The 10583-nt window shown below is 70.1% G+C and carries 13 protein-coding genes; 7 read left to right on the top strand and 6 right to left on the bottom strand.

What is annotated here, in order from left to right; translation table 11 throughout:
• Positions 1–13: 13 nt before the first annotated feature.
• Genes ACIG5F_RS01860 through ACIG5F_RS01850 form a run of 3 tightly spaced genes read left to right on the top strand, consistent with a single transcriptional unit; the run spans position 14 to position 1942 of the window.
• Entirely contained in the window at positions 14–538 is a 525-nt protein-coding gene (locus ACIG5F_RS01860) for a GNAT family N-acetyltransferase (protein WP_396515465.1), read from the top strand.
• A 34-nt stretch (positions 539–572) separates the two neighbouring features.
• On the top strand, positions 573–1157 hold the full coding sequence (locus ACIG5F_RS01855; RefSeq protein ID WP_396515464.1) for a TetR/AcrR family transcriptional regulator: 585 nt from the start codon (positions 573–575) through the stop codon (positions 1155–1157).
• Positions 1154–1942 (top strand): alpha/beta hydrolase, encoded by a 789-nt coding sequence (locus ACIG5F_RS01850; RefSeq protein ID WP_396515463.1) that lies wholly within the window; start codon positions 1154–1156, stop codon positions 1940–1942. Before ACIG5F_RS01855 ends, ACIG5F_RS01850 begins: the two co-directional genes overlap by 4 nt.
• Here the strand turns inward: ACIG5F_RS01850 and ACIG5F_RS01845 are convergent.
• The 3 genes from ACIG5F_RS01845 to ACIG5F_RS01835 are packed head-to-tail and all read right to left on the bottom strand — an operon-like array spanning position 1920 to position 3642.
• The gene (locus ACIG5F_RS01845; RefSeq protein WP_396515462.1) at positions 1920–2849 is read right to left on the bottom strand and encodes a hypothetical protein; all 930 of its coding nucleotides are present in this window, start codon (positions 2847–2849) and stop codon (positions 1920–1922) included. The two genes, ACIG5F_RS01850 and ACIG5F_RS01845, sit on opposite strands and share 23 nt — an antisense overlap.
• A complete protein-coding gene (locus tag ACIG5F_RS01840; RefSeq protein WP_396515461.1) occupies positions 2846–3184 on the bottom strand; it encodes a PadR family transcriptional regulator in 339 nt (112 codons plus the stop codon). The genes ACIG5F_RS01845 and ACIG5F_RS01840 overlap by 4 nt, the downstream gene beginning before the upstream one ends.
• A 56-nt stretch (positions 3185–3240) precedes the next feature.
• Entirely contained in the window at positions 3241–3642 is a 402-nt protein-coding gene (locus ACIG5F_RS01835) for a VOC family protein (RefSeq protein ID WP_396515460.1), read from the bottom strand.
• A 160-nt stretch (positions 3643–3802) separates the two neighbouring features.
• Between ACIG5F_RS01835 and ACIG5F_RS01830 the strand changes: the two genes are divergently transcribed.
• Positions 3803–4477, top strand: a complete 675-nt coding sequence (locus ACIG5F_RS01830; protein WP_396515459.1) for a DUF998 domain-containing protein — start codon at positions 3803–3805, stop codon at positions 4475–4477.
• An 8-nt stretch (positions 4478–4485) separates the two neighbouring features.
• Positions 4486–4965: a PPOX class F420-dependent oxidoreductase gene (locus tag ACIG5F_RS01825; RefSeq protein ID WP_396515458.1), complete on the top strand. Its 480-nt coding sequence runs from the start codon at positions 4486–4488 to the stop codon at positions 4963–4965.
• Here ACIG5F_RS01825 and ACIG5F_RS01820 read toward each other — a convergent pair.
• Positions 4962–5513: a TIGR03086 family metal-binding protein gene (locus ACIG5F_RS01820; protein WP_396515457.1), complete on the bottom strand. Its 552-nt coding sequence runs from the start codon at positions 5511–5513 to the stop codon at positions 4962–4964. The two genes, ACIG5F_RS01825 and ACIG5F_RS01820, sit on opposite strands and share 4 nt — an antisense overlap.
• Positions 5514–5567: 54 nt before the next feature.
• On the opposite strand from ACIG5F_RS01820, the gene ACIG5F_RS01815 reads away from it, so the two are divergent.
• A complete protein-coding gene (locus ACIG5F_RS01815) occupies positions 5568–6107 on the top strand; it encodes a DUF3558 family protein (protein WP_396515456.1) in 540 nt (179 codons plus the stop codon).
• Between the two features lie 26 nt (positions 6108–6133).
• Here the strand turns inward: ACIG5F_RS01815 and ACIG5F_RS01810 are convergent, their stop codons facing one another.
• A complete protein-coding gene (locus tag ACIG5F_RS01810; protein WP_396515455.1) occupies positions 6134–8710 on the bottom strand; it encodes a fibronectin type III domain-containing protein in 2577 nt (858 codons plus the stop codon).
• A 38-nt stretch (positions 8711–8748) separates the two neighbouring features.
• On the opposite strand from ACIG5F_RS01810, the gene ACIG5F_RS01805 reads away from it, so the two are divergent.
• Entirely contained in the window at positions 8749–9585 is an 837-nt protein-coding gene (locus ACIG5F_RS01805) for an LLM class F420-dependent oxidoreductase (protein WP_396515454.1), read from the top strand.
• 140 nt (positions 9586–9725) lie between these two features.
• Here the strand turns inward: ACIG5F_RS01805 and ACIG5F_RS01800 are convergent, their stop codons facing one another.
• Positions 9726–10544 carry a hypothetical protein gene (locus ACIG5F_RS01800; protein ID WP_396515453.1) on the bottom strand — a complete coding sequence of 273 codons (819 nt, stop codon included), beginning with the start codon at positions 10542–10544 and terminating at the stop codon, positions 9726–9728.
• Positions 10545–10583 lie beyond the last annotated feature (39 nt).

Below are 10583 nucleotides of genomic sequence, written 5' to 3'. Positions count from 1 at the left end.
ATAGCGTTCGCGCGTGACTCCCACGCTGCGCTCCGAGCGCCTTCTGTTGAGCCCCTACACGCCCGATGACGAGGACGACTTCGTCGCGCTGTTACGCGACGAGGAGGTCTGCAAGTGGATGGGACAGGAACGGCAGCCCGAGGAGACGATCAGACAACTCTTCGCGCTGCTGTTCTCGGAGGTCTATCCCAACGCCATGTTCGACGTGTGGGCGGTGCGGCTGGACGGCCGCTACATCGGTCACGCGGAGCTGAAGAAGACCGGCAACGTCGACGGGCACGAGCTGATCTGCGCGCTGGTGCGGGACGTGTGGCGGATGGGCCTGGGCACCGAGCTGTCCTACCGGGTCATCGACTACGGCTTCGACGAGCTGGGCCTGGCCGAGATCCACGGCTGCGTGGACGCCAACAACACCCGCTCGCTGGCGATGGCCCGCAAGGCCGGTTTCGAGATCGTGCGCGACGTGACCGGCTCCGACGGCACGGTCACCCGGGTCGTCACCCTCCGGGCCGCCGCCCGGCACCTGCTCCGGAAATAATTGCGCGCCGCGCAACTTTTGCTAGGCTGGTCGCGTGTCCGGACTCCGTGAGCGCAAGAAGCAGGCCACCCGCGACGCGCTGAGTCTGGCGGCGCTGCGGCTGGCGGTCGAGCGCGGGCTGGACAACGTGCTGGTCGAGGACATCGCCTCGGCGGCCGGGGTGTCGCCGCGCACGTTCAACAACTACTTCTCCAGCAAGTACGAGGCGATCTCGTCGCGGGCGTCGGACCGGATCTTCCGGGTCGGCCAGGTGCTGCTGGACCGCCCGGCCGACGAGCCGCTGTGGGACGCGATCACCGCCGCCGTGCTGGAGGTGCACGAGCAGGCCACCGCCGTGCCGCCGCCCGAGTGGCTGGCCGGCCTGCGGCCCGTGCTGAGCTCGCCGGCGCTGGCCGGCGAACTGCTCAAGACGTACGTGCGCATGCAGCACGGCCTGGTGGAGGCCATCAGCACCCGCCTCGGCGACGGCGACCACGGCATGTATCCGGAGATCGTGGCGGCGGCGGTCGCCGCCGCCACCCAGGTGGCGACCGACCACTGGCTGCGCGCGGACCCTCCGGTGCCGCTCTACGGCCTGGTGGAGACGGCGCTCGGGCAGTTGAGGGGGATAGGTCGATGACCTTGCACACCAAGAGAATCGGTGACAGTGGGCCGCTGCTGCTGTTCATCGTCGGCGGCAACGGCGACAGCACCGTGTTCGAGGGGGTCGCGGCGCGGCTGGCCGACCGGTACCGGGTGGTGCTGTACGACCGGGCCGGCTTCGCGCGCAGCCCGATCGACGAGATCCCGGCCGACCGGCTGGCCGCCGACGTCGAGGACGCGGCGGCGCTGCTCGACGAGCCCGGTCACGTGTTCGGCAGCAGCTCCGGCGCGATCGTGACGTTGGAGCTGCTGGCCACGTGGCCGTCCAAGGTGCGGATCGCCGTGCCGCACGAGGCGCCGCTGATCTCGCTGCTGCCGGACCGGGACGAGTGGCTGGCCCGCATGGACGGCGTCTACGACCTGTACCGCGCCGAGGGGCCCGACCAGGCCATGGCCCTGTTCGGCCGCCTGGTCGGGCTGGCCCAGCAGGCCCCGCCGCCGGGCTTCGAACCGCCGCCGGCCCTGATGGAGATGGCCGGACGGATGCGGCACAACATCCCGTTCTGGCTGGAGCACGAGCTGCGGCAGTATCCGCGGCAGGTGCCCGACCTGGCCGCCCTCGCCGCCAGCAAGGACAAGCTCGTCCTGGCCAGCGGCGACGAGTCGAAGGGCCTGCTGCCGTATCTGCCCAATCTCGTGCTGTCCGAACGGCTCGCAGTCCCGGTGACCGAGTTCCCCGGCGGCCACCTCGGCTACTTCAGGCAGCCGGTCGAGTTCGCCGAACGGCTGCACGAGGTGCTCAGCTCGGCAGGGACTTCCTGATCGGGCGGAGAATCCCGTTGCCCGCCAACACCATCAGGATCGGCAGGCCGTAGAAGACGAGGTTGGTGACCAGCGGGATCCAGTACATCGGCGGCCCGACGATCGCCACCAGGACGTCCTCCAGCACGTAGGCGACGGCCGGCAGCGCGAGCACGAACGCCGCGCGCCGGCCGGTCCGCCGGTCCGCCGCCGGCCGGCAGGCCAGGTGGCAGCCGAGGGCCAGCGCGCCGTAGACGAGCAACGGGCCGAGGAACCAGACCTGGGCCGGGAAGAGGATGAGGCGGGGTGAGAGCGCGAGCAGCAGCCCCGACCCGGCCGCGCCGGCGAACGCGACGAGGATGCCGCGCCGGCCGACCATCTCCCGGCCGCGGACCGGTCCCGCCGACCACCTCAGCGAGATCGCGGTGAACACGCCGAGCAGCAGCCAACCCGCGTTCTGGTAGGTCGAGGCGTAACCCTTCAGCATCGACATGAACAACAGGTGGACGACGACCGCCGTCCACGCCGAGACCGCGGCGGCCCGCCGCTGGCCGAACAACACCAGCACCGCCACCACCGACCAGGCCGCCCACACCGGGGCGTCGGCCACCTGCTCGAACCGCATGTCCGCGAGGTCGCCGGCCCGGATCCACCAGGCGATCTCGTGCAGGTCGGTCGCCGCGCCGGCCAGCATCACGATCGGGCCGAGCAGGCTGACGACGGCCATCACGTCCCGCAGCCGCACGCCACCGTCCAGTCCGAACAGTCGCCGGGTGTGCAGGGCGATCGCCCCGCCGGCCACGTCCAGGCCGTCGCGCCAGCCCCCGTTGCCGTCCAGCAGCACGCCCAGCATCTCCTCGCCGTGGCGTTCGCGGTGATCGCGCGGGTAGAGGGCAAGCAGCCGCCGGTAGCGTTTCTCCCTGGTCACGCCATACCCCCAATGGTGCGCGCCCGCAGGCGCGCCTCGGCGGCGCGGGTGGTGACCCGCAGCCGGTCCACTTCGGTCGCCAGCCTGGCCGCCCCCTGGTCGGTCAGGCGGTAGTACCGGCGCAGCCGGCCGTCCACCACCTCTTCACGGTCCACCGCCACCCAGTCGTCCGCGACCAGGCGGTCGAGGGCGGCGTAGAGCGTGCCCGCGCGCAGCCGGACCCGGCCGGCCGAGATCTGCTCGACGTCGAGCAGGATCCCGTAGCCGTGCTGGGGCCCGGCCGCGAGCGCGGTCAGGACCAGGAACGTGGGCTCCCGGAGCGCGCCATCTGTCACGTGATCGGTATATACCGATCAACGGACTATGGCAACTGCCCGTCGGGGCTGAGTTCTCAGCCGCCGATGTTGACCATCCAGTTGATGCCGAACTTGTCCGTGCAGGCGCCGAACACCGCCCCCCACATCTGCTTCTCCAGCGGCACGCTGACCACGCCGCCGTCGGACAGCTTCTCCCAGTAACCGCGCAGCTCCTCGTCGTCGTCGCCGGACAGCGAGACGGTGATGTTGTCGCCGGGGTTGTAGGGCATGCCGGGCGGGGTGTCCGAGGCCATCAGCGTGTAGCCGCTGGGGGTGCCGAGCTGGCCGTGCATGATCTGGTCGGCCCCCTCGCCGGTCTGGCCGAACTGCCCGAAGGTGTTGAGGCTGAGCTCGCCGCCGAACACGGCCTGGTAGAACTCCAGTGCCTGGCGGGCGTCGCCGTTGAAGCTGATGTAGGGGTTGAGCACGGTGGCCATGGCTTGCTCCTAGGATCGGAACCAGGCGGCCATCCTCGCACCGCCGAGGGGGCCCGACAACGCGAACTGTCCGCCGATCACGTGAAAACCCGAGGTCAGGACTAAGGTCCCGGTGGCGGTGCGCCGATCACTGGGACAGCGACTGCGCGCGGAGGCGGCCATGAGCCCGACAACTCGATCCCCACAGGACACTCTCGTCCACTCGTACCTGTACCTGCGGCGTGCCATCGGCTTCATCGGCATAGGGCTGCCGGCGGTGCTGATCATCGGCAAGCTGCTGATCCAGGGCGGCGGCCTGCAGGACTCGATCAGCTCCTACTTCTGGACGGACATGCGCGGCGTGTTCGTCGGCAGCATGTGCGCGGCCGGGGCGTTCCTGTTGTCCTACCGCGGTTACGAGCCCGTCGACGACATCGCCGGCAACGTGGCCGGCATCGCCGCCATCGGCCTCGCGCTGTTCCCGACCGCGCCGGACAACCCCGACGCCACGGCATCGGTGATCGGCGTGGTGCACCTGGTGTTCGCGGCGTTCTTCTTCCTCACCATCGCCTTCTTCGCCATCGTGCTGTTCCGGCGGACCAGCGAGATGGGGCCAACCGAGCGCAAGCTGCAACGCAACCGGCTGTACCTGACCTGCGGGCTCGTGATCATCGGCTGCCTGCTGGCGATCGCCGTGGTTGGCCGGTTCTTCGCCGATGCCACCGCCGGGCTGCACCCCGAGCTGTGGCTGGAGACCATCGCGGTGATGGCCTTCGGCCTGGCCTGGCTGACCAAGGGCGAGGCCATTCTCGGCGACGTCTTCCCGACGCCGGCAGTCGTCACCACGGAGGCTTGATCTCCAGGATGGTGGAGGTTGTTGACTGGGGTCGCAGCCTCCACCACAACGGAGAAAGGCCCACCACCGTGTCCTTCACCGACGCCGAGCTGTCCTATCTCGCCACTCAGCGGATCGGCCGGCTGGCTACCGCCCGGCCGGACGGCGCGCTCCAGGTCAACCCGGTCAGCTTCGGCTACAACGAAGAGCTCGGCACCATCGACATCGGCGGCTACAACATGGCCGCCAGCCGCAAGTTCCGCAACGTGGCCGCCGGCAGCCGGGTCGCGTTCGTGGTCGACGACATGCCCTCCACCGATCCGGTGCGGGTGCGCATGGTGGAGATCCGCGGCGACGCCGAGGCGCTGACCGACCCGGTCGACGGGCGGGCCCAGATCGGCGGCCCGATCATCCGCATCCACCCGCGCCGGATCATCAGCATCGGCCTCGACCCGGGCGACGCCGACCGGGATCCCCATCTGCTGAAGCCTTTCAGCCGAAGCGTCTAACGTCCGAGCCGGTGCAGCAGCCGCTCCTGCGGCGTGCCGGGCACGCTGCCGTCGGGGGTGGCGAAGACGCCGGGGATGTCCATCAGGCCGGCGTAGGTCGCCTCCACGGTGTCGTTGGCCCAGGCGACGAGCTCGGCGTCCAGCGTCTCGTCGGCCCCGATCGCCCGGGCCAGATCCCAGGTGTGCACCAGCACATCGGTGGCCCGCAGGTCGACGGCGCGGTCGGTGGTGATCGGCCCCCTTGGGAAGGCCAACTCGGCGTCGGGATGCGCGGTGAACGCCTCGGCGCAGAGCCGGCTGCTCTCGGCGAAGGCCTTCACGGGGTCGTCGCCGAGGCGGTCCACGTCGCGCGTCTGCCGGAACTCGGCCGCCGCCTCGGGGTCGGTCAGCAGGATGACGTTGAGGTGGTCGCCGGTCACGACGTGGTTCACCAGCTGGCGGACGTTCCACTCGGCGCAGGGGGTCGGGTCCGTCCACTGCTGCTCGCCGATCGCCCGCAGCCTCGCCTCGAAACCGGCGGCCGCGGTCAGGTAGCGCTCGATGATCATAGTTCCACCGTAGTCGGGGACAGGTCCCGGTGACACGAGCCTATGGTCACGGCCATGATCCGCGTGACGCCGGCCCTCGCACTGCTCGCCGTTGTGCTGCTCGGTGGCTGCGGCGGCACAGCCGCGCCGGCGGCGCCACCACCGCCCACGAGTGTGCGGGAAGCCGACCTGTGCTCGTTCGTCGCGCCGTCCGTGGTGACCGAGAACGGCCTGACGGCGACGCCGTTGCACAAGTTCGACAGCGGGGCGAGTTGCTCGTGGGGAGGTCCCAAGTTCTCGATGATGGTGCTGGTCCGATGGGACCGCGATGTGCTGGTCGACCTGACCCAGGCCTTTCCGGTGCCGGGCGAGGAATTCGACCTCGACGGCGTGAAGGCCGTCGTCACCACGAGCGATGTCCGGCCGGCCTGCGCCGCGGTGGTGTTCCCGGAGCGGGGGACGGTCCTGGAGGTCGTCGCCGGCGACACGCCGCCGTCGACGGTCGCTTCCGCCTGCGCACGGGTCAAATCCATCGGATCGGGCGTGGTGCACAAGGCCCGTGAGCTGGGCCTGCTCAAGCTGGACGGGTCAGCCACGCCGACGACCTCCCGGTAGCGGCGTCGGCGTGGCTGACGGAGCCCTTACCCGAGGGTCGTCGTCTGCACGGTGACGGCGGCGCCGGGGCCGTCGGCGGTGACGGCGGCGATGGTGAAGGTGTAGGCGGTGGCCGGTTTGAGGCCGTCGACGACCCGAGTCATGCCCTTGGCGGTGGGCTGCGACACGAGGGCGTCCCGGCCGTTCACGGTGACGGTGCGGCCGTCGGACACGGTGATCACGTAGGCGATGATCGGCGTGTCGCCCATCTTGGCCGGCGGTGTCCAGCGCAGGCTGGCGGCGCTGGCCGAGGGGATGGCCTTGGCGCCGGTGGGGGCGTCGGAGACCTGGCCGGCGAGCGGACCGGGAGTCACCGGGGCGGAGGGCAGCGACGGAGTGCTGGCCCCGAACCGGTTGTGGGCCCGGACAGTGACCACAGAGGACTGTCCGTTGATCAGCCCGTCGACGACGGCGTAGCCCTGCTTGGCGAACTGTGCCGCCGGCACGCTGACGGTCTTGGTGCCGGCGGTGATCAGGTAGCTGTCCAGCGGCGCGTTGTTGAACGCGTAGCTGGGATTCCAGGTGACGTAGACCTTGCCGTCGGCGGCGAAGGCGCCGACCCGGGTCGGCTGCTCGGGCGGTCCGGCGCCACCGACCTTCTTGGCCAGCAGCCCGCGGTAGGCCGGCTCCAGCCCGGCGTTGTCCACAATGGACTTCGGGGCGGCCGCCGGATTGTCCAGCAGGTGGTTGCCCTGGGTGATGACGCCCTTGTTGTCGCCGTCCTTGTCGCCCTGCTCCCAGTAGTTGCCCTGGATCAGGGTCGGGTCGTTGTTGCCCAGGTTGTCCCGGTAGTCCACGTGCGCGGTGCCGACGTTGGCGTACGGCGTGCCGTAGACGACGTTGCCGACCACGTTCTCGTAGGTGTTGCCGTTGTCGGTGTAGATTCCCTTGCCCAGCCCCAGCTGTCCGTAGATCACGTTGCCGGTGACCTTCTCGCCGGTGGCCAGCGAGCTGCCGGTGATGCCCTGGGTGTAGATGCCGCCGCCGTCGTCCAGCGACAGCATGTAGTCGTGGATCAGGTTGTCGGACACCACGTTGTCGTGCGAGTTGTTGGGCGTGGCGGCCACCTTGATCTTGTCCGGCCAGCCGCCCCAACCCATCGAGATCGCCGAGTAGGCGACGTTGTCGATCTGGTTGTGGGAGATCACGTCGTGCTGGCTGTAGCCGTTGAGGATGGCCACCCCGCCGTGGAACTCGCGCGGCAGGCCGTAGAGGTGGTTGTCCAGCACCTGAACGTCGTGCGTGCTGCCGGTGGTGGGCTGGTCGACGCCGCCGACCTCGATGCCGTTGCCGGAGATGTCGGTGAAGATGTTGCCGCGCACCAAGGTGTTCTGGGTGTTGCCGGCCAGCCGCAGGCCGGCCGCGCCGAGATGGGCGAACACCGAGTCGGTGAACTCCAGCCCGGTGCTGTCGGCGACGCTGATATTGCCGGGCTCCGGCGTCCACGAGGCGTACGGGCACTTGCCGTTGGGCACGAACTGGCACAGCCCCTGCACGGCCCAGCCGTCGGGGCCGGTGTTGGTGTAGCCGGCCTGGATCTCCGAGAACCCTTCGGGCGAGGACGGCGTCAGCCACGTCGCGTACTCGTACTGGATGCCGCGGAAGGACACGTTGTGCAGGTCCGAGGCGTCGATCAGCTGTTGCAGCACCGGAACCTCGACATCGGCGGAGCTGAGGTCCTCACCCGGCCGCGGCAGGTAGTACACGGTGCGGGCCGACCGGTCCAGGTACCACTCGCCGGGCGTGTCCAGCACCTCGAAGGCGTTCTCCACGAAGGTCGGCTGCCGGCCGTTGGTCAGGTCGTAGGGGCCGACCATGTTCACGCTGCGGCCGGGAATGTCGGGGAACACCACGCGTTTGGTGGAGTTGTCCCAACACGGCTGGGCCATGGTGACCGTCGTGCCGCTGACCGAGCCGATCGGGCAGCGCGGCTCGGTCCACTGCCCGAGGCCGTCGCGCTGGATGTTCCACAGCGCCTCGCCGGCGGTGTAGACGAACTCGATGTCCGACGGGTTGCGCCAGTTGGCCATCGTCGGGGCGGAGGCGGTGTAGCCGGTGGCGGTTGCCTTGAGCGTCACCGGAAGCGGGCCCTGCGCCCGCTGTTCCCGCACGCCGTTGACGTACAGCTGCCGCGTGTTGTCCATGCCCTTGGGCTCCGGCGCGGCGTACAGACCGGGCCGGCCGGGCACCGGACGCCAGCCGGTGACCTGCTTGCCGCCGCTCAGGGCCGTGCCGGTGGAGCCCTGCCAGATCACGCGGTGCCCGTTGGCGCCGGAGTCCTGCGCGGTCAGCCGTAACGGCTGCGACAGGTCGAACACGCCCGGCGCGAGGTGCACCGTGATGTCGCCGGTCGCATGTGACGTCCGCTCACGAACCAGGGCCTGCGCGCGTTGCAGCGTGCGGACCGGCTGCCCCGAAGTCCCGGGCAGCCGGTCGTTCCCGGTGGGGGAGACGTAGACGTCAGCGCCGTGGCCGCCGGCCGCGTCGGCCGGCACGCCGCTCAGCGCCACGGCGGAGACCACCGCCGCGGCCACGCCGACCGCGAGCTGGACTGATCGTTTCATCGATACTCCGTTCGTACCTGGCGGCGTACGGTGCGTGCATGGACTTCGGTGTTGCTGTGTTCGCCACGGCCGAGACCGTCGCCCCCGGGCCGCTGGCCCGGTTGGTCGAGGAGCGTGGGTTCGAGTCGCTGTTCTTCGCGGAGCACACCCACATTCCGGCCGAGCGGCGCACGCCCTACCCGGCCGGCGGCGACCTTCCCCGCAAGTACGCCCACACCTATGACCTGTTCGTCGCGCTCACCGCGGCCGCGTCGGCGACCACGCGGCTGCGGGTGGGCAGCGGCATCTGTCTGGTGACCCAGCGGGACCCGATCATCACGGCCAAGGCGGTGGCCAGCGTCGACCAGCTGTCCGGCGGCCGGCTGGACTTCGGCGTGGGCTCCGGCTGGAACCGCGAGGAGATGGCCAACCACGGGGTGAACCCGCGCACCCGGATGCGGCTGATGGCCGACCAGATCGCGGCCATGAAACGGATCTGGACCGAGGACGAGGCCTCGCACGACGGCGAGTTCGTGAAGTTCGAGCGGATCTGGTGCTGGCCCAAGCCGGCGCAGCGGCCGCACCCGCCGATCATCGTCGGCGGCAACGGGCCGACCGTCGAGGACCGGGTGCTGGCCTTCGGCGACGCGTGGATGCCCAACTACCTCGGGCCATCCGACGACGTCATCGGCCGCGGCCGCAAGCTGCTGGACCGGGCCGACCGGCCGATCGAGCTGATGCTGATGAACGCTCAGCCCAAGCCGTCGACGCTGGCGCGGTTCGCCGAGGCCGGCTTCCGCCGGGTCCTGTTCTTCGTCCCGTCGGCCGGCCGCGGCCCGGTCGAGCGGGCGCTGGACCGGATCGAGACGGCGGTGGCGGAGCTGCACGGCGAGTAGCCCGTCTGCGGCACACATCCGACCTCCTCGCCGTAACTGCGGTGAAACATAGGCCGGAGAACCTTTACAGGCAACCGTGACCGGGGGTTTTTAGGCCGAAAGGCTCATGGTTGCGTGCGCATACATCGGGTCAATGATGATCAGAACGTCAGCCTGGCCACCGCGGCCCGCACGGCCTCGGTGAGCTCGTCGGTGACCTCGTCCCAGGTCGCGGACGAGTCGTGGGCGCTCAGCGCGATCAGGATGTAGCGCCGCTGGTCGCCGATCAGGCCGGTGGTGTGCACGACGCGGTCCGGCCGGCAGCAGGCCCAGCCCTGCTTGACCGCCCACGGCTCGCCGGCCAGGGCGTCGGGGATGCCGAAGTACTGGTCGAAGCCGTCGGCCGCGTACTCGGTGGCGTTGGAGAGCGCTTTCAGGATGACCTCGCGGATGCCGGAAGAGGCCTTGTCCAGCAGGTACCGGTAGACCTTGAGCAGGTCCTCCGCGGTGACCTGGGTGTCGCCCCAGCGGCCGGGGTCGTCGGGGGCCTCGGTCTCGGTCAGGCCCATCAGCTTGATCGCCTGGGCCACGATCCCGACGTTCCCGTATCGGGTCCACAATTGATTGGCGATCTCGTCGTCGCTGCGCGACAGCATTGAGGCGACAACGCCGGCATCGGCCCCGCCCTGCAACGCGCTGACGGCGATCAGCAGTTTCACCACCGATTCGGCCGGATAGGGCGTCGACGGATCGTGACTGGCCACCACCTGTCCGGTGACGCGGTCGAACACGAGGAGGGAGAACTGGCCGTCGGCCTCGGCCTGCGCGGCCGCGTCACCGGGAGAAGCGCTGGTCGGAGTGGTTGAGCTGACCGTGGGCAGCGCCACGGGCGACGGCTGGCCGGCGGTGGCGCGGACATGCCCGCAGCCCACGAGCGCAAGCGACACGGCCGCCACGACAAGGCTCGCTGGAATTCTCATGCCCCGTTAGTCGTGGACTCCGGGAAAAGGGTGCGCGAT

It is taken from the genome of Kutzneria sp. NPDC052558, from assembly GCF_044547355.1.
Lineage (GTDB): Bacteria > Actinomycetota > Actinomycetes > Mycobacteriales > Pseudonocardiaceae > Kutzneria.
The sequence above is the reverse complement of the archived record's forward strand: the minus strand, read 5'-3'. Positions and strand labels throughout refer to the sequence as shown.

Coding starts and splice junctions, on each gene's coding strand:
- ACIG5F_RS01835 (WP_396515460.1), bottom strand. CDS start 3,642: ATGGCCACCGTGCTCAACCCCTACATCAGCTTCAACGGCGACGCCCGC.
- ACIG5F_RS01850 (WP_396515463.1), top strand. CDS start 1,154: ATGACCTTGCACACCAAGAGAATCGGTGACAGTGGGCCGCTGCTGCTG.
- ACIG5F_RS01805 (WP_396515454.1), top strand. CDS start 8,749: ATGGACTTCGGTGTTGCTGTGTTCGCCACGGCCGAGACCGTCGCCCCC.
- ACIG5F_RS01800 (WP_396515453.1), bottom strand. CDS start 10,544: ATGAGAATTCCAGCGAGCCTTGTCGTGGCGGCCGTGTCGCTTGCGCTC.
- ACIG5F_RS01815 (WP_396515456.1), top strand. CDS start 5,568: ATGATCCGCGTGACGCCGGCCCTCGCACTGCTCGCCGTTGTGCTGCTC.
- ACIG5F_RS01810 (WP_396515455.1), bottom strand. CDS start 8,710: ATGAAACGATCAGTCCAGCTCGCGGTCGGCGTGGCCGCGGCGGTGGTC.
- ACIG5F_RS01830 (WP_396515459.1), top strand. CDS start 3,803: ATGAGCCCGACAACTCGATCCCCACAGGACACTCTCGTCCACTCGTAC.
- ACIG5F_RS01820 (WP_396515457.1), bottom strand. CDS start 5,513: ATGATCATCGAGCGCTACCTGACCGCGGCCGCCGGTTTCGAGGCGAGG.
- ACIG5F_RS01825 (WP_396515458.1), top strand. CDS start 4,486: ATGGTGGAGGTTGTTGACTGGGGTCGCAGCCTCCACCACAACGGAGAA.